This window comes from Chitinophagales bacterium (assembly GCA_013816805.1).
In the GTDB taxonomy this organism is placed as follows: domain Bacteria; phylum Bacteroidota; class Bacteroidia; order Chitinophagales; family UBA10324; genus MGR-bin340.
Map to the genome: position 1 here is coordinate 40,780 of JACDDS010000012.1, position 18,529 is coordinate 59,308.

An 18,529-nucleotide genomic window follows, 5' to 3' on the forward strand; every position below is an offset into this window, starting at 1 on the left:
ATGAGTTAGCAAGCCTAATCTTCAAGATTTGCTTTACTTAAAAGTTTCTTTTGCCGTATTCCACAGAGCATCCATTTCCTGCAGAGTCATCTCTTTAAGCTTTTGATTTTTCTCTTGGGCTAAATCTTCCATCATTCGAAAGCGATTAATAAATTTTTTATTTGTCTTTTCCAATGCCGCTTCAGGATCAATAGAGAGAAATCTTGAAAAATTAACCAAAGAAAAAAGCAGGTCACCAAATTCGCTTTCCATCTTTTCTTTTTCAAAGGCTGAAAGGTTTTCGCTGTGTGAATATTCGCTGAATTCATTCAGTTCCTCTTCCACTTTCTTCCACACCTCTTCCTTATTTTCCCATTCAAAGCCTACTTGTTTTACTTTATCCTGGATCCGAAAAGCTTTCACTACAGCGGGAAGAGATTTTGGAACCCCTTCGAGAACAGATTTTTTTCGCTCTTCCATTTTTATCTGTTCCCAATTACGCTTTACATCCGCTTCGGAATTGACCTTTACATCACCGTAGATATGAGGATGACGTTTAATGAGCTTATCACATAGCGAATTGATAACTTCCGTAATATCAAATTCTTTTTTTTCAGCAGCAATTTTTGCATAAAAAACTAGATGCAGCAACACATCCCCCAGCTCTTCCTTCAGTCCCTGCATATTTTTCTCATCTATGGCATCGGTAAGCTCATAGGTTTCTTCAATGGTAAGCAGCCGAAGGGATTCAATGGTTTGCTTTTTATCCCAGGGACACTGCTCCCGCAACTCGTCCATAATTTTCAATAAGCGATCAAGGGCAATTCCGGCAGGAGTCATGAGATACCCATTCAAATTCTCAGTACAGATAAAATTATTTATTTCCTATAAGGATTTTTGCAGAGCCAAGTAATTGATTTCCCTGTGCAACTAACAGGTAACTGCCAATTGTAAGATTACTGGTGTTTATGGAAAGGCTTTGCTGTTGCATGATGCTGATATCTGTTTTAGCGTATACAACTTGTCCCAGCATATTCACTAATGAAATTGAAATGGTTACAGGCGATGGAGCGTATAGCTGAACATTTACTTCACCTGGTAAGACTGAGTAATTTAAAGTGAATGGAAATTTTGGAGAAGATCCATTTGCCAGGTACAGTGTATCTTCCAGGTAGCAGTTGTGGACACTTTCAACTATAGTGTCATTTAATGCAACCTTAAAACTATCGAGCCTTTCCTTGTACAGCTGGATTAATTGCTGATAGTTTGAGTTTAGTATTTGGTTTTCATTTTCTTCCGGATCTTTATTCAGATCAAAAAATTCTTCCGTCAACCCATCACAGTAATAGTATGTATAGGCATAATTTTTATCACGCACTTGTCTTAATGCAGGCAATGTTTCATTAGAAAGGACTTCATAGTAAATCGAGCTACGATTCACAGAGCCATCATATAATTGTTTCAGCGAAATACCATCAAAATTATAGACAGATGGATCAATGCCGGCAGCATCAAGGATAGTTGGAGCAAGATCAACATTCAAAGCAAACTGATCATTTACGATTCCGCTAATTGGAAACCATGCTGGAAAGCGTATGAACAGAGGCACCTTGCTCGATTCTTCATAAGCCAGTCGCTTTACCTGGAGCTGATGTTCGCCCCATAAGTGTCCGTTATCACTGGTAAATATCACCATGGTATTATCCAAAAAATTCCTGCTCGTGAGCTTGCTGAAAATACGCTGCACACTGGCTTCCACACCGGCAAGCATCTGATAATAGAGGCGCAAAGTGGTATCTAAATCTATAGTATCCTGTATGTAAAAGTGAAAATCCCGGAGAAAGCTTGGATAATTATGCTGGAAAAAATAAAAATTATCCGGGATGGGCATCGGAATGCTATCGTAAAGCGAATCATCCTGTTGACGGGGCTGAAAAGGTGTGTGCGGAGCGAGGTGACTAACCATTAAGAAAAATGGTGTGTCTGCAGGCTCATCCAGCAGAAAGCCAACCGCTGAGTCAGTAATAATATCCGTTTTATGTCCAAAATAAGAACGTACTACTCCATTGTAATTGAACTGAGCATTGCTATAATCTTCGCCGATGGATGCGAACCAATAATCCCATCCCTGCTGCGGGTCAGTGGCCCAATCATACTTTCCGACAAAGCCAGTGCGATAGCCGTTGGTCTTTAAAATACTTTGCAATTGAATGAGCGTGGAGTCAGGTGTAAAGCCATTGTTTCTGGCTCCGTTCTTATGGGGATATAAACCTGTAAGCAGAGACGCACGGCTGGGAACGCACAGGGAATAAACACAGTAAGAATTTGAGAAATTGACACCTTCATTCGCAATACGCGAAATACTGGAATCATTGAAAAAATCCGGGCCACCATTGGGTGAAAAGGAATCAAACCGGGCATCGTCAAGCAAAATAAGTAATACGTTCGGCTTTGTCTGGGAATAACAAAATCCGCCCATTAACATTAAACAGAAAACAATAAACTTCATGCAAGGTGTTATAGAGCAATATTAGAATATTTCAGCCGGACGGATAAAAGTATTTATTCACCGGTATTTTAATATTGTTATAGGATTGATAAGCACATCTAACATCCTGATTAAAAAGGTAATCTGATTTTTAACGGAAGGTGTAGCTTTAAAGGCAAAAGCCTAATTTTATAATCGAAAAAGAAATTTTTTATGCCTGTAAGGCCCGACGATTATTATCCCGAAAAGCAATATTATGCAATAGGTGAGGTTGCCAAAATGCTTAACCTTTCTGTTTCCAACCTTAGGTTTTGGGAAAAAGAGTTTGAAATACTCCGTCCGAAAAAAAATGCTAAAGGTGACCGGTTCTTTACAAAAAAAGACTTGGAATATCTTAAGCTTATCCATCACCTGTTAAAGGAAAAGGGATATACCATTGATGGTGCGCGGAAGAAATTAATGCAGAACCAGGATCTTGTAACTGACCGTGTGGCAGTATTAGATTCCTTAAAAAAAATCCGTTCTTTTCTGGTTACCCTGAAAGATTCCATGGAGAAAAAGGAAGGCACTGAAGAAATTAGCAGTAAATAGATATAAAGTGTCGGCTGCTGCCTTTTGGATAATGAAAAGGTGCTATCCATTTTTATCTTTTCAGAACTGAAAATTCTTGCCGGGTATATTCATTCTGACCCCAGCCTGGAATACAGAAGTTGAGGAAGCAGATGAAGAAACATTGGACCTTGTTCTGCGATACACATAAGACACATCCACATACAGATTGTGTTTGATCATCCAGGCAGCGCTTAATTCACTGAGAAATAACTTTGTTTTTACACCCTGCCCTACCTCATTATTGTAGATATGAATCACATTGGTTTGGTCCGTTGGAAAAAAAATATTAGCCCCGTAATTCAATCCTGAGGTATCGTTTCCCTGGCGGGCGAACGTCCATCTCCATTGAATGGTAACAGGAAAAACAGGCTGGTAACGGATTTTTCCGGTCCACTCATTAAAATTCGCTCCAAGTGGGTGAGCCAGTGCCTGGTTGTAATTAGTATAGCTGGAAACAGTGTCGTAATGAGTATAAGTATACGGGCGAACATGATTCCATTCCAACTGCAAATCGAAATTCTGTATATCAAATGCGTCTATATATTTAATGCCATTTTGAAGACCGTATTTATCTCCCCAATATCCTTTACCATTTTTAGATTCACCTATATTAAGATCGTCTATCATCAATTGACCATACCAGGAAAAATGGTGTAAAAAATTAATCCGGTAATCGGCGCCAAGCATTGTATTATCAGGGCTTCCAATCAATTGTTCCACAGATCGGTAAAAAATGATCGGGTTGAGATATTGCAGTTCAAATCCATTGTTACGGTGAAAAACCACGCTTTCCCATAAGCCTGCATTTAGAAACTTTGTAACATTGATGCTCAGGTGATGAAATGCTGCAAATTTCTTGGGAAGCAACTGATCACCGCCTCTCAGAAATTTACCGGTCATGTCAGCAAAAATATTTTGATAGCTAAACTTCCATACCTGGGTTTGGAGTTTTAAAAAGATATAATCTTCCGAAAAATCAGAGAGTGCAAGCGAACGAATACCATTACCGATAAAATTTTTATCATGCCCAAACTGAACAGTGATAAATTTTGCCACCTTAAAATCGAAATATCCTTTTGCATCAAAAAAATCGACGCCTTCCTTACCGAAAGTTTTATAGTATCCTTCATTTGGCAAGGCACCGAAAGAATCCGTTCGCTCTCTTACGAACAAGGGAAACCGCGCCTGGTTTTCAGTTAAGAAAAAATAATAGCCAACCTTTTTTGAGATCCAGCCACGTAAATCAACTCCACGGGTATTGATATACAGTGTGCGGTCAGATGCAGACTCTTTTCCTATATTAAATTCAAATACCGGGTTAATCTTTATCAGGAAATCATTTGAATGGTATTGGTAAAAATCCGCGGGTGAATTATAAAAATATTTTAAAAATGAATGGCGACTTTCAGCGCTATCGTTGCTCCATTCCTGGTTATCAAGTCGCAGGTATTCAATAGCCATTATATCTGTGTTAGACAGGGATATAGATTTACCCCGCATTGAATCGAGAAAACGAATCGCATTCTGGCGAAGTAAAGGCAGGCAGGAAAAATGCAGGTCATCAGAAACTTTTCCCGATTTAATCTCAAAACGGGAAAGATAATTATAGGAAAAATCGTTTAAAGGGATGAAAGCACTTTGTGCACAGGCCTTTTTTGAGGGAGAAAAAAAAAGAAGCCAACAAACCATCAAGCAGCATCTGAACATTACATTGAACGCAGGAAAACCATTCATTGAAGAAAATATAGAAGAGTTAAGCTACCAGATAATAAGATATGCGATCTGATAGAAATTTAATTTAAGTATTGATATAAACAAAGGCTATAATCAAAAATAGAGTTTATTTCAGCAGCAGATTCGCAACCTTTTCCAAATTATTCCTCTATAATTATTTTAGTACATTGTAAAGTATCAAATGACGATCCTCAGCATTTTTGATTTTTTTAAGGATATTTTTCACCATCCGATGGCAATGTTTAAGCCGGAGGACATTATAAAATATGGTGGCATGCTTTTACTATTTCTGTGCGTTTATGCACAGATCGGATTATTTTTTTGCTTTTTTTTACCTGGTGACGCTTTGCTTTTTACAACCGGCGTATTTGTAGCAACCGGAAATTTTGATCAACCAATACTTTCAGTGTGTATTGTATTGGTAATAGCAGCCTTCATGGGAAATCTTTCTGCTTATATTTTTGGAAGGAAAGCAGGGCCCTTACTTTTTAAACGAAAAGATTCTATCTTTTTTAAACACGAACATTTAATAACCGCCGATCAGTTTTTCCAAAAAAATGGAGCAATTGCTGTTACCGGATGTTTTTTTCTTCCCATAATAAGAACCTTTACGCCCGTTATAGCAGGTGTTGTTAAATACCCCTTCCCCAGATTCGTGCTTTGTTCACTTTTAGGAGCTTTGCTATGGATAAATATATTAGTACTTGCCGGGTATTTCCTGGGAGATGTCCCCTTTGTAGAAAAGAACTTAAAATATATTATACTCGGGATGATCATTGGTCTTACCCTGCCAGTGATTTTGAAAATCGTTCGCAGTTCCCGCGGAATCAAAACTAAATAAGTATTGCTGCCTCTCCTGCTTTTTTGAAATACGCTATTATCTCATTTCCTATTTTCGCACTATTATCAATCAAAAAATGCCCGAAAAAATAAAAACGCTTGGAGTATTAACCTCAGGCGGCGATGCACCTGGAATGAATGCCGCAATACGTGCTGTAGTGAGAACAGGAATTTATTATGGTTTAAATATAGTGGGTATTATGCGCGGGTTTGAGGGGCTTATAGAAGGAGATTTCTTAGATATGGATTCCAGGTCGGTAAGCAATATTATCCATCGCGGAGGCACTATTCTTAAAACAGCCCGAAGTTCTGCTTTTATAACTGTTGAAGGAATGTCAAAAGCATTCGATCAGATCACAGCAAAAAAGATTGATGGAATTATTGCAATGGGAGGCGATGGAACATTCAAGGGCGCTTTCGAATTCAGTGAGCGGTATGATGTTCCTTTTATCGGTATACCGTGCACCATTGATAACGATTTATATGGTACTGACTATACCGTAGGTTACGATACAGCCATTAATACTGCCATGGAAGCAATAGATAAGATCAGGGATACAGCTGATGCACATAACCGTCTTTTTTTTATTGAAGTAATGGGCCGTGATGCGGGTTTTATTGCGATGCGTTGCGGATTGGCAAGTGGTGCAGAAGCTATTATGGTTCCGGAATTACACATGACTATTGACGAACTGATAGAAAAATTAGATCAGGGTGCAAAAAGAAAAAAGTCTTCCAGTATTGTAATTGTTGCGGAGGGGGATGAGGAAGGCGGAGCTTTTGAAGTAGCTAAAAAAGTGAAAGAAAAATTCGATTACTACGATACCCGTGTATCTATAATCGGCCATATGCAAAGAGGCGGAAGCCCCACCTGCCAGGACCGCGTAATAGCGAGCCGCTTTGGGTTTGCCGCAGTGGAAGCACTGCTTAACGGACGGAAAAACGAGATGATAGGTGTAATGCACCACGACGTGATTCACACACCTTTTTCTAAAGCAATAAAGCATCACCTTGAAATAAATCCTCAAATGCTTAAGCTGGCTGAAATACTTACTATCTGATGCCTTACGTGAGTGTAGTCAGTCTGAATTTCTGCACACATCTTTAATCCCGAAATCCAAATTCTATGAGAAGTCTTGTTATAAGGAATGCGTCTATAGTGAATGAGGGAAAAATATTTATTTCCGATCTGTTGATTAAAAACGGGCATATAGAAAATATTAACCCGCAGATAACAATAAAAGAAGCATTCACAGAAATTAATGGTGAAGGAAAATATTTATTGCCTGGAATTATTGATGACCATGTCCATTTTCGTGAACCAGGCTTAACGCAGAAGGCAACTATCTACTCCGAATCTAAGGCCGCAATAGCCGGAGGTGTTACATCTTTTATGGAGATGCCTAATAGCATTCCTGCTGCAGTTACTCATGAATTGCTGGAGCAGAAATATCAAATAGCGCAAACCACATCGCTTGCTAATTTTTCATTTTATCTGGGAGCAACCAATGAAAACCTTGAAGAAATAAAAAGGACGGATGCCGGAAAAATCTGCGGGGTTAAAATTTTTATGGGATCCTCAACAGGACAATTATTGGTAGATGATACATTAGCGCTGGAAAACATCTTCAGATTTGCTCCTGCTTTGATAGCAGCACATTGCGAAACAGAGCAAATAATCAAATTAAATGAACAGCTTTTAAAAGATAAGTATGGCCTTGGTATACCCATTACATCTCATCCGGTTATCAGAAACGAAGAAGAATGCTTTTTATCTTCCAAAACTGCTATTGAGCTGGCAAATAAATACGATTCAAGGCTTCATGTTCTTCACATTTCAACGGAAGAAGAAACTGCACTCTTCTCTAATCAAACACTTCTTGATCAAAAAAAAATTACAGCTGAAGCGTGTGTGCATTATCTCTGGTTCACAGCCGGTGATTATGACCGGCTAGGGCCTCAGATAAAATGCAACCCTGCAATAAAAGAATCACGCCACAGAGATAAACTTCTTCAAGCCATCATTGACGACCGTATAGACCTAATAGCTACAGATCACGCTCCTCATACGTGGGATGAAAAATATACAATGGCCGAAGGCAATACTATCAATTATTTCAAATCTCCATCCGGCCTTCCTTTAATCCAGCATTCGCTTAACATTATGGTTGAACTATACAGGAGTGGCAAAATTTCACTGGAAAAAATTGTTGAAAAAATGTGCCATGCCCCAGCTACTTTATTCCGGGTAAAAAAGCGCGGCTTCATCAGAGAAGGATATTTCGCGGATTTAGTGCTGCTGGATTTGAACACTTCTTTTATTGTGAAAAAAGAAAATATACTGTATAAATGCGGATGGTCACCGCTTGAGAATACAACTTTTCACGGAAGTATTACGCATACATTTGTAAACGGACGATTGGTTTTTGCAAATGGATTATTTGATGAAAGCATAAATGGAATGAGGCTTTTATTTAACCATTGAATCTCACTTCTGAATTAGTTATCAGAACAGAATAATCATGTTTTTTATAGATGGTATCATTTCTGCTCACTTGGGATTATGTCCACGTCAGTTAGAAAATTTTTAGATCCAGCGGGAAATCCTGATCCGGTAAATTCATTGTACGCATTCGCTCTGAATATTATTTATAATATGCTTCTAAACTTCACGCTAATATTGCATTAGTCGCTGAAGATTCCTTTAACATTTTATGCTAAAAATAATATGAGCCTATAAGTACAGCTACAGGAAGAAGAACAGGCAGCCATCCTGTTACCGGGTCACCTACAGCTACGCTGGAATAAATAGCACCAATTAAATCATATGAAAAGCCCGCATAAGCCCACTCCTTAATTCCAGGATAACCAGAATGAGTATTGCGATTACACCCAATAACTTTGCTATCCCTATAAAAGGAATAAAATAAGCCGGATAACCCAGATGCTCAGTTACCATTTTAACTTCATCGGCCATACTAATTACATCCGGAATTGAGGGTGCCAGCATTAATGCTGCAAGCAGCTTAGTTAGCACTCAATAAATTGTTTTGTTTTTTTAATGTTTATCCATTTAAATTTTAGATGCTGGCAGTAAAGTTCACCATCCTTACAGATTAATGTACAGGACTGCCAGCCGTTATTTGTTGTAGTTTTTTTGTTTAATGCTTTATTAATCTTGTCCGCGTGCTTTAACTGTTCTGACTATAATTATAATTTACCATCCATTGAACACCGAACTTGTCGGTAAGCATTCCAAAGTAAGCACCCCAAAACATTTTTTCAAGTGGCATGGTAACTTCTCCACCAGATGAAAGGCCTTTGAATAAATGGTTTGCTTCGGACCGAATTTAACCTGTGGCATACTTTCCAATACATCAGTACCCATAAGAAGGTTGCTTCCTATCGGTAAAGCAACGTGCATAATTTTCTCGCGATCATTTGCCGATATCTTGTCTGCTTCAGGTGTATCCTTTAAACGTTGAAGCGTTGTAAATTCTCCGCCAAATACTGATTTGTAAAAATTAAATGCTTCTTCCGTATTACCATTAAAGTTTAGATAAGAATTAATTGTTGCCATTTTTTTATTTTAAGAGTTAGATAATGAATTGTCTTTTCCTTTCTACCCTGTTTATTGTCGCTGCATCCATTTGCATTCCTTCCCAAGGTGTCTCGATAAACCTGAGATCCCGGGCTATGATTTTTCAAGAATATTTTTTAAATTAAAAAAGGCTTGTTTGTAAATCCTGACCTAGCATATTATCTATATAGAGATTCATAAAATTCATAGGGTATGGATTTCTGCCTTTCATTCCCCATTTTAATTTTGTTTGATTATCAGTAACATTCTCTGCATTCATATAGATATCAGCGGTATTTTCAAAAGGTTTTTTGAAACGTACTTTCATGTTTATTCTTTGCCATCCTTTATCCTTTCAATTTCCTGTTCTCCTTTACCAACCTCGTTATTCTGACTGTCCCAGGCATATAAAAAACCTACGGTGCCATCCGTTCCTTTAAATTGTTTTTTCATCAAAGGGTCTGTCATTATCCACTTATTATAATTATCCTGGTTTTTTAGATATTTCACATATCCGTTATAAATGATGCTCCAATAAGAGGTATAGCGATAACAATGGTTCTTGCGATTATGAGTTTTTTTAAGGTTTTCATTTTTATGGTTTGATGTTTACAGTTAAAAATTTGTTATGGCTCCTGATTGTGAAAAAGTTTGGTGGTTGTTCTTAATTAAACCTGACAGTGAAATTTATCTGAAGTTCTCATTATTAATTTATTTAGATGAATTATGGGCAATAGCAGCAATTAACAGATTTTTTAAAGCCTGCTTATTTATGGTATCGCCTTCGTAAAACCTTACAGACCGGGAAATTTTAGCATCATGTCCGGCGTTAAAAAGTTTCTGCGGATCTTCAAGTGCGGCGCCCTGAAAAAAATTAATCCCTACATTATCCTTGAAAAGCTGCTACACCGCAAACCAGACCATTGTGCGACCAGACTGCCGTATTCCACTTCCATTCTTCAACTATTTCCGGATTAGTGTTCCGAATGAACTCAAGTAACTGGGCAAACAATTTTCCCCGCCAGTCAGCAAGCTCTCCAATGCGGGCGGTGATTAGCTCAGACGGACTTTTATTTACTTTTAAAATTGGTTTCTTCATGCTGTGTTCTTTATTAATATTTAATTCCTGAAAAATTCTGATACTTTACTTAATTTTTAAAACCTGGTTTCTCAACATCTTTCACGGCCTCAGCACCATTCTCACATGTATTTCATGGCTTCGTAACCTAATAACCTTCTCCATAAAGCTATTTGCCCTAAAATATTTGCTTCCCGATAAATAATAAAGGTGATCATATCAAAAAAGGTCATGGTGATACCGGGCATTTCGAAAGGACTATTCAATTTATTATCATTTATATTAACGAATGCTTCTCTTAACTTAGGGCTGGTACTTTCCCAATCGCTTTCAAAGGTGCTTAGTTTGGGATAAGTAATATTGTCCTGAATGCCTTTATTATTTTTAAATAATTCATTGGCTGCCTGTTGTTGATCTATTCCAAGACTTCTAGCTATTTCAGACCGCTGCTGAACCAGACTGCCAGTTAACCAGGCAATGTGATTTGCTTTTGTATTTAAGCGGCTATGCGCATCTTTATCAGAAATGCCATCCAGCGCTTTAGTAAAAAATGCTGTGTGCATATCGTATAATACAATAAGGGAGAACATTCTATTGCTTTCTGTTTGTGTTTCCATTTTAAGTTGTTTTATAAATGCAAAGTTACTGTCATAAAATAGTTATTATAGGTGCTTTTGCGGCAGTTAGAGGGTAATTTGCGCCATGATTTTTCATAATTTTGAATCATGAAACATATTTCTATTCTCGTTCCCAATAAAGCAATTTTAGGCAGCCTTGAGGGATCCCGACAGTTGCTGACACAAGTAAACGAGTTTTTTAAAGCTAAGCAGGAGCCCCCATTGTTTAAAGTCCAACTGGTGGGGCTTGACAATGAGACTTCTGTAAGCGGTGGCCTTTTTACTGTAAATGCTGATGCCGTATTGAATGATATAAAAAAAACAGACCTTATAATTATTCCGGCATTGGATGGAGATATAACAGAGGCTATTGATAAAAATCGTGATTTTATTCCCTGGATAATAAAGCAATATAACAACGGAGCTGAAGTGGCAAGCCTTTGCTTAGGAGCCTTTTTATTGGCTTCAACAGGTTTATTAAAAGGAAGAAAATGTGCCACGCATTGGATGGCTGAAAATCAATTTCTCCGGATGTTTCCTGAAGTAAACCTGGTAACTGAAAAGATTATTACTGATGAACTCGGTATATATTCCAGCGGAGGAGCTTTTTCTTACTTGAACCTTATATTATACCTGATTGAAAAATATGCGGGCCATGAAATAGCCGTTCTTTCTGCTAAAGTATTTGCAATAGAAATAGAAAGGGATAACCAGTTATCGTTCACTATTTTTCAGGGTCAGAAAGGACATGATGATGAACCTATAAAGAAGGCCCAGGAATTTATAGAGAAAAATTTCCATGAAAAAATAACCGTTGAGCAATTGACTTCCATGTTTGCTTTCAGCCGCAGAAATTTTGAACGGAGGTTTAAAAAAGCGACCTCTAACACAGTATCAGAATATATACAACGAGTAAAAATTGAAGCCGCAAAATTAAGCCTGGAATCTTCCCGCGAAAATGTGAATGGTGCTATGTATAACGTAGGCTATACTGATCCGAAAGCTTTCCGGAATACATTCAAAAAGATTACAGGATTATCGCCTATAGAATATAAAAATAAATATAACCGGGAAATGAGTTATCAGCATGTATAGCTTAGACGAAATATTCTGTAGGGTTGCAATTGAAAAGGTGAGCTTATTCTTATAATGAATCAGAACTGACGGTAACTTTCTCATCAATCCATTCACTAATATATTCAGCCACTTCTTCCCATCCAGGCTGGCCGCAAATGTAATGGCCGCGATTAGGAAACTCTTTATAGGCACTAATGCTTCCTTTATCTGTGTATGCCTTACTGTTTTTCTCATTTAATTCAGGAGGTATTATTTCGTCAATTTCGCCCCCAATAAAAAGCAGTGGAGAATGTGGGGTGGCAAGATCCACATGCCTGTCTTCCATCATGCAATCACGAAGTATATTGCGGCTGTCGTGAGTGGCAGTCTTTTCATATTCACGATTCGACTCTTCCATGGACATTGCATTGGCAAAATTCTTATGAAAACCTTCAGCTGTCATTAAATAGGGCTCATCACCTTTTAATGGATTGGCTATAGACATACTGTTTCTAAAAAAGCCCCAATCGAAAGCAAGCATTTTATTTGGAGCAACTGAATCAATACAAATACCTGCAACACCTAATCCTTTATTAATTAACGTTTGTACAATCAAGCCTCCCACTGAGTGTCCGATCAAAATGGCATCTGGATTCTTTGCTGTAATATCTCCAAATTTCTTAATCACAGTTTGAAGCCCTAATGTTCCTAACCCATCCGGTATATTTCTTCTTAGTTCAGAAGGTTCTCCTTCGTGAAAAGGCCATGATTGCACAATGCAATTGTAACCCACCCGTTCAAAAAAAATAACCCAATTCTCCCAGCTTTTATCATTTTGAAACATTCCGTGGATAAATATTATTGTTTTAGTCATAAGGAGTAGAACTGAAATAAAGTCTTTTATTAAGATATATTAGCCAGATAACTGATCCACCTAAAAAGGATACAAATACTTCACATATAAATTGTGTATAATGATTAAATAAAGAGAGTAAAAAAAAATAGCCTGGTATTTCTGTTCACAGGCCATTATTATTCAGCATAATTAATAACCGTTAAGCAGTTTGCGCTCTCTGATTTATTATATTTTTAGCCAGAAAATTCAACTTCGTGTCAGCTTGTTGCTCTTCCTGTAATATCATTCGCAATTTGGATGCAACGGCGTCATAACCCAGCATTTCGGCGTAGCAAGCTGCGGAGCCATAACCGGATATTTCATAATGCTCTACCTTTTGTGAACCGGCAATTATAGCCGCGTCGAGCGCTTCGTCGGTTACGTCTTTACTCATTACCTTTTCCCCTTCTTCAATGATTCCTTTCATACCCGGGTTGAAATCTCCTTCGGGATCTATTCCGAATTGCTTTGCTATAAATTCCATTGCTACTTTATGCTGATCAGTTTCAGCCAGGTGAAATGCGAGGCTATTTTTTAATGCCGGATGTTTCGCCTTCTCAATCATTTTTGGTATGGCTTCTACCAGCAATTTTTCAGCACTCCACAACACCTGTATTTCATGGTAGAAAAGGTCTTCCAGGTCATTTATTTCTTTCATAATTTCTATTTTAATTGTTTACAGATAAAGATTCATTATGTAATCTAAGAAAGGCCCGGCTTCATAACCACTTTCACACAATCATCTGTTTTCTTCTTAAACATGTCGTAAGCTTCAGACGCTTGGGTAAGTGGTAATTTGTGAGTTATGATATCATCCAATACTACCTTACCGCTTCGCACGTAATCAAAGCACTGATCTATATAAAGGTGCGTTTGGGCCTGGCCAAACTGCAGGATTAAACCTTTGTCGAAAATGCGATGAATAGGAAAATTATCATAAGGACTTGCATAGACACCTACAACTGCTATAGTACCATTCCGGCGTACCGCTTCAGTACATATTTCAATAACCTTTGCCGTTCCTTTTTCTGCATTCAGAACTGCCTTAGCCTTTTCAAAAACATTTCTGTTTGCTTCCATGCCAACAGCATCAATAGCTACATCAGCACCCCGTCCATTAGTCATTGATCGGATCTGTTCCATCAGGTCATCATCGTTTGCATCAATTGTATCTACATTATTTACCGATCTTGCTTTATCCAGTCTGTATTTCAGAGGGTCTACTGCAATAACCCGGGCAGCACCGTGAGCCCATGCAGCTTTTTGTGCCATCAGCCCTACGGGTCCACTCCCAAAAATTACAACACTATCCCCTTCTTTTACTTTACCCCATTTAACGGCGCTCCACCCGGTAGGGAAAATATCTGTAAGAAATAAAACCTGATCATCAGTGAATTCATCCGGAATAATTTTAGGGCCTGCGTTTGCTTTTGGTACACGAACATATTCTGCCTGACCACCATTGTAACCGCCGTACATGTCTGTATAACCAAACATGCCGCCACCCTTTCCTTTCAAAAGATCACCTTCCGGACCATACATTTTTGGATTGGTATGCTCACAGCTTGGATGAAAACCCTGCGCACAAAAAAAACATTGTCCGCATGCAATGGTAAATGGAACTACCACCCTGTCACCTTTCCGTAGCTTTGTTACAGCCGAACCTGTTTCTTCCACTATACCCATAAACTCATGTCCTAATACCTGGTCTTTGAGCTGAGGTACAAATCCATCATAAATATGAAGATCAGAACCGCATATAGCTGTAGAAGTAACTCTTAAAATAATGTCATCAGGAACTTCAATAGTGGGATCATCTACGTTATCGACACTGATATCTCCAATTTTGTGAAATACTGCTGCTTTCATAATAAGATTTTAGTTGGGAATTAAAATAAGGATGAGAATATGAGAATAATTGAATAAAAACTAAGCCAGCAATAAATGGAGGAATTCTATAGGAGGAGTACTTTTTTTTGTGAAAAACATTTCCCGCCTTTTTAATGGATGTGGAAATGGTTGCTGTTGAATAACCCGGCAATTAAGGAAGTATATAGGTTAGTGTATATTCTAATGAACTACAATAAATGTGTGGACTAAGGCATTACGGGGCATATATTATTATCTAACGGATGAAATCAATTTTAGCTTATCATCAAGCTGTTTGCCTATTTTTTCTTTTACTAAATTCCACTCATCATCTATTATGCTATAATAAGCAGTATTTCGCGCTATACCGTTATCCTTAATCCTGTCTTTTCTTAGAATGCCTTCAAAACAGCCACCGATTTTTTCAATTGCTTTTCTGGAACGCAGATTTGTTTCATCTGTCTTTAACTGAACCCGGATGGTTTTTAAAACTTCGAAGCAATATTTCAATAACAGAAATTTACATTCGAAATTAACTCCTGACGACCAATAATTTGATGTTATCCAGGTCCATCCAATCTCGAGCTTTCTGTCTTTAGGTACAATATCAAATAACCTGGTTGAACCAATGAGTCTTTGCGTTTGATTATCCAAAATTACAAAGGGATAATGATTTCGCTTGTCTCTTTCTGCTAAAGCTGTATTGTAAAGCGCTCTAAAGTTTTCGGGAATTGAGGCATCGGTTGGCGTAAACTCCCACAGCTTTTTATCTGATGCAGCATTCATCAGTTCCTCAAAATGAGGTTTCTCCAGCGGCATCAATTTTATAATTTGTCCCTGCAAAATAACCGGATGTTTTATCCATTCATCCATTACCTGTCTAGATTGAGTTTATTTAGGATCATCGTCTAAATAGAAATAAAATTCAACAAGCAAAAGTGAATGTATGGTCCAATTTTTTGCCTGAAAAGGATTGAACAGGTAGTGATGACAGTAATTACTGCATTAGATTCATTACAAATAAATAAAAAAAGCCTTCATTTGAAGGCATTAGTTTATTAAGCAATTTTAAACCAGACTTGTACATCGCTTTTAGCGGTGCATCGTATCCTGATTCATCATACCACCATCATGGTGCATTCCGGTATCAGTACTCATTGAGGTATGATCCTGTTGCATATTATTACTGTCGGGTCTCATAACCATAGTATCGTTACTCATGGTCTGATTATCTGTTTGTGTAGTTGATTTGCAGGAGGTGATAGCAAAACCACTCAGCAAAATTACGGCTATAAGAATCTTTTTCATTTTTGGAATTTTAGATTGAACAACAAAACTAACAGGATCACTTTAATCCTGTTAGTTTTTTGTTTTAAGTTATCAACGATAGATTTCTTCTCCTTTACTTGACCTCCATTGATTTTCTATATAAGAGGCATCTTCATCATTACGGGGATGTATCCCCATTACAATACGTCCATTTTTTATTCCTTCCTCATATTTCTTTGCACGGTCTTCAGGAATCCCCGCTCCTATCAATGCACCAATTAAGCCACCTGCAACTCCACCAGCACCTGCACCGGCAAGTGCTGCTGCTAAAGGACCTGCTACTACCAATCCCAATCCCGGAATGAGCAAACTGGTACCGATAGCCGCTACGGCTCCTATAATAGCACCTAAGGTTCCTCCTATAGCAGAACCTGTTCCTGCGCCTTCCATTGCTTTACTGCCCAATTCGGTAGAAGGACGATCATCATTTTTAAAATGCTTTTTACGGGTATCATCAGACATCATTACATTCACGTCGTCTTTTTGATAACCACGCTCATGAAGGGCTTTATATGCTTGTTCAGCACTATCCCTATCGCTAAACATTCCTGTCAGCATTGGACGATTAGTGGTATTAGAATTTAAGTTTTCCATTTGTAATGTTATTTGGTTAAATTAATATGAATGCTAATTATAAATACTATGCCATTGATTATAGTAGGTGTTAACAAACTGAGCCGCTATAATGGGGGAAAATTTTCTACAAGCAGATGTGCTTTTTCAAAATTATTGTTGAATTACCATCCTAAAACTTCCTTTAATTTTATATACCCGGTTTTGCTTACCGGAATTTGCTTGCCCGATTTAAGAACTGCGAGATGACTTTCCTTCTCATAAGGATCAATGCGTGTGATCTCATGAATATTAATCATATATGATCTGTGAGTTCGTACAAAATGAAGAGTATCCATAAATTGCTCAAAGTGGTTCATCGTTCTGTTTTTTAAAAAATATCCTTCCCGCGTAAATATTTTAACATAATCATCAGCAGATTCCAGGTAATGAATATCATGGATAGGAATAATTTTTATTTTTCCGGCAATCTTAACCACAATGCGCTGGCTTTGCATAGGCGAAAGGGCAGCAGTTTCTAATAACGATACGGTTTTCACAGTCGCCGGCTGTGATGGATTTTGAGCAACCCATTTTTGCAATGCCTTATCGAAACGGTCCTGACTGAAAGGTTTTAATAAATAATCAATTGCATGCGCTTCAAAGGCACGGATTGCAAATTCATCAAAAGCAGTAGTGAAAATAACTGCAGGGGGCTGGTCAATAAGCTCCAGCATTTCGAATCCATTGATTTTAGGCATTTGAATATCGAGAAACAGAAGGTCAGGATGATGTTCATGAATAGCCTTAACTCCTTCAAACCCATCATTGCATTCCTGGATAATCTTCACCTGCGGGTACTTCTGCAGGTATTCTTTCACTATTGAACGTGCCAGCGGTTCATCATCGATAATAATACATTTAGTCATGGTGCTGCGGTATTTTTATCAGGGTTATAAAGTTTTTACCGGAAATCTCTGTTTGCAAAAGATCGTTCCTTGCAAATAATAAATACAATCGCCGTTGTATGGATGCCAGACCGAATCCTGTTCCCTTAATTGGCTGCGAGGTTTCCGGATCGAAAGGATTGTCTACAGTAATAACTAAATGCTGCTCCTCCGCTTTAATTCTAACATGAATGGTTATTGCTTCGATAGTATCATACAATCCGAATTTAATTGCGTTTTCCACAATTGGCTGCAGCAGCATTGCCGGTATTTCCATTTGCCTGCTTTCTTCGTCACTTTCAATTATGGTAGAAAGACGGTATCCGAATCTGACTTTCTCTATATCCAGATATAATTCCAGATACTGAAGTTCTTCAGCAAGGGATACCCATTGGTGCTCATCTTTCCGAAGAGTTCGTCTTAAAAAATCACTCAATTGCTGTATCATTCGACGCGCTTCCTCCGGGCGGGAACCTACCAATGCGCTTATCGAGTTTAAGCTATTAAAGAGAAAATGAGGCTGAAGCTGTTGCCGCAATTTGAACAGTTCCGCTTCCCGGGATAATTTTTCCGCATCTGTTTTGCGCTGCTCATTTGATTTTTGTTCTTCAAGGGTATACCAGAGCATACTGACCATAGCTGAAATCCCTATTACCAAAAAAGCAAACAAAAAACGTGCGGGCAAAGATTTATAGAGAAAAGAAGAATAGGAATTGCTTGTATTGATTTGTGCCAGAAGCCACCAGGTTACCATTAACCACACCGCAGTTAACCCTGCATTTCTTACCAGGGTAAACCAAACGCGTTCTTTTTGAGGCAGGTAAAATCGAAAATGGTTACTTACAAGAATACAGACGGCGGCCAGCAATGCATTGGAAACAAAACTGTCTGCTATGGCTTCTCTAAGTGAAATTCCCAGCCAGTCCATTGCTTTCACCTGCATACAGGCCCAT

At 38.2% G+C, this 18,529-nt stretch carries 18 protein-coding genes and 3 pseudogenes; 5 read left to right on the forward strand and 16 right to left on the reverse strand.

The genetic code is table 11. The features are described from left to right. Window positions 1–33: 33 nt before the first annotated feature. Both mazG and H0W62_11070 read right to left on the reverse strand, forming a co-directional pair. Window positions 34–819 (reverse strand): nucleoside triphosphate pyrophosphohydrolase, encoded by a 786-nt coding sequence (mazG, locus tag H0W62_11065; protein MBA3649072.1) that lies wholly within the window; start codon window positions 817–819, stop codon window positions 34–36. 34 nt (window positions 820–853) lie between these two features. Then, window positions 854–2,488 carry a sulfatase-like hydrolase/transferase gene (locus H0W62_11070; protein MBA3649073.1) on the reverse strand — a complete coding sequence of 545 codons (1,635 nt, stop codon included), beginning with the start codon at window positions 2,486–2,488 and terminating at the stop codon, window positions 854–856. Between the two features lie 192 nt (window positions 2,489–2,680). Between H0W62_11070 and H0W62_11075 the strand changes: the two genes are divergently transcribed. After that, window positions 2,681–3,058 carry a MerR family transcriptional regulator gene (locus H0W62_11075; GenBank protein ID MBA3649074.1) on the forward strand — a complete coding sequence of 126 codons (378 nt, stop codon included), beginning with the start codon at window positions 2,681–2,683 and terminating at the stop codon, window positions 3,056–3,058. 60 nt (window positions 3,059–3,118) lie between these two features. On the opposite strand, the gene H0W62_11080 is transcribed toward H0W62_11075, so the two are convergent. Next, window positions 3,119–4,768, reverse strand: a complete 1,650-nt coding sequence (locus tag H0W62_11080; protein ID MBA3649075.1) for a hypothetical protein — start codon at window positions 4,766–4,768, stop codon at window positions 3,119–3,121. A 226-nt stretch (window positions 4,769–4,994) separates the two neighbouring features. On the opposite strand from H0W62_11080, the gene H0W62_11085 reads away from it, so the two are divergent. The 3 genes from H0W62_11085 (at window position 4,995) to H0W62_11095 (ending at window position 8,138) form a co-directional block, all read left to right on the forward strand. Next, entirely contained in the window at window positions 4,995–5,654 is a 660-nt protein-coding gene (locus H0W62_11085) for a VTT domain-containing protein (GenBank protein ID MBA3649076.1), read from the forward strand. A gap of 76 nt (window positions 5,655–5,730) precedes the next feature. Continuing rightward, the gene (pfkA, locus tag H0W62_11090) at window positions 5,731–6,714 is read left to right on the forward strand and encodes a 6-phosphofructokinase (protein ID MBA3649077.1); all 984 of its coding nucleotides are present in this window, start codon (window positions 5,731–5,733) and stop codon (window positions 6,712–6,714) included. A gap of 65 nt (window positions 6,715–6,779) precedes the next feature. Continuing rightward, window positions 6,780–8,138 (forward strand): dihydroorotase, encoded by a 1,359-nt coding sequence (locus H0W62_11095; GenBank protein ID MBA3649078.1) that lies wholly within the window; start codon window positions 6,780–6,782, stop codon window positions 8,136–8,138. Window positions 8,139–8,471: 333 nt separating this feature from the next. On the opposite strand, the gene H0W62_11100 is transcribed toward H0W62_11095, so the two are convergent. From H0W62_11100 to H0W62_11120, 5 genes and pseudogenes are all read right to left on the reverse strand, one after another. Continuing rightward, window positions 8,472–8,690 (reverse strand): DoxX family protein, encoded by a 219-nt coding sequence (locus H0W62_11100; protein MBA3649079.1) that lies wholly within the window; start codon window positions 8,688–8,690, stop codon window positions 8,472–8,474. 154 nt (window positions 8,691–8,844) lie between these two features. Beyond that, window positions 8,845–9,233 (reverse strand): annotated as a pseudogene (locus H0W62_11105) (VOC family protein). 142 nt (window positions 9,234–9,375) lie between these two features. Then, a pseudogene (locus H0W62_11110) lies at window positions 9,376–9,826 on the reverse strand (SRPBCC family protein). 118 nt (window positions 9,827–9,944) lie between these two features. After that, window positions 9,945–10,332: pseudogene (locus H0W62_11115) on the reverse strand (DUF1801 domain-containing protein). Window positions 10,333–10,433: 101 nt separating this feature from the next. After that, the gene (locus H0W62_11120; GenBank protein MBA3649080.1) at window positions 10,434–10,928 is read right to left on the reverse strand and encodes a DinB family protein; all 495 of its coding nucleotides are present in this window, start codon (window positions 10,926–10,928) and stop codon (window positions 10,434–10,436) included. A 108-nt stretch (window positions 10,929–11,036) separates the two neighbouring features. Between H0W62_11120 and H0W62_11125 the strand changes: the two genes are divergently transcribed. Next, entirely contained in the window at window positions 11,037–12,023 is a 987-nt protein-coding gene (locus tag H0W62_11125) for a helix-turn-helix domain-containing protein (GenBank protein MBA3649081.1), read from the forward strand. A 49-nt stretch (window positions 12,024–12,072) separates the two neighbouring features. Here the strand turns inward: H0W62_11125 and H0W62_11130 are convergent, their stop codons facing one another. From H0W62_11130 to H0W62_11165, 8 genes are all read right to left on the reverse strand, one after another. Further along, complete coding sequence (locus H0W62_11130; GenBank protein ID MBA3649082.1) at window positions 12,073–12,858, reverse strand: alpha/beta hydrolase; 786 nt, start codon at window positions 12,856–12,858, stop codon at window positions 12,073–12,075. Between the two features lie 181 nt (window positions 12,859–13,039). Next, the gene (locus H0W62_11135) at window positions 13,040–13,537 is read right to left on the reverse strand and encodes a DUF892 family protein (protein MBA3649083.1); all 498 of its coding nucleotides are present in this window, start codon (window positions 13,535–13,537) and stop codon (window positions 13,040–13,042) included. A 44-nt stretch (window positions 13,538–13,581) separates the two neighbouring features. Then, window positions 13,582–14,748: a glutathione-dependent formaldehyde dehydrogenase gene (locus H0W62_11140; protein MBA3649084.1), complete on the reverse strand. Its 1,167-nt coding sequence runs from the start codon at window positions 14,746–14,748 to the stop codon at window positions 13,582–13,584. A 252-nt stretch (window positions 14,749–15,000) separates the two neighbouring features. Further along, window positions 15,001–15,621: a GNAT family N-acetyltransferase gene (locus H0W62_11145; protein ID MBA3649085.1), complete on the reverse strand. Its 621-nt coding sequence runs from the start codon at window positions 15,619–15,621 to the stop codon at window positions 15,001–15,003. Window positions 15,622–15,840: 219 nt separating this feature from the next. Next, entirely contained in the window at window positions 15,841–16,056 is a 216-nt protein-coding gene (locus H0W62_11150) for a hypothetical protein (GenBank protein ID MBA3649086.1), read from the reverse strand. A gap of 72 nt (window positions 16,057–16,128) precedes the next feature. Then, window positions 16,129–16,671, reverse strand: coding sequence for a hypothetical protein (locus H0W62_11155; protein ID MBA3649087.1), 543 nt, complete (start codon window positions 16,669–16,671; stop codon window positions 16,129–16,131). A 143-nt stretch (window positions 16,672–16,814) separates the two neighbouring features. Beyond that, a complete protein-coding gene (locus tag H0W62_11160; protein ID MBA3649088.1) occupies window positions 16,815–17,558 on the reverse strand; it encodes a response regulator in 744 nt (247 codons plus the stop codon). Continuing rightward, window positions 17,551–18,519 carry a histidine kinase gene (locus tag H0W62_11165; GenBank protein ID MBA3649089.1) on the reverse strand — a complete coding sequence of 323 codons (969 nt, stop codon included), beginning with the start codon at window positions 18,517–18,519 and terminating at the stop codon, window positions 17,551–17,553. Before H0W62_11165 ends, H0W62_11160 begins: the two co-directional genes overlap by 8 nt. Window positions 18,520–18,529 lie beyond the last annotated feature (10 nt).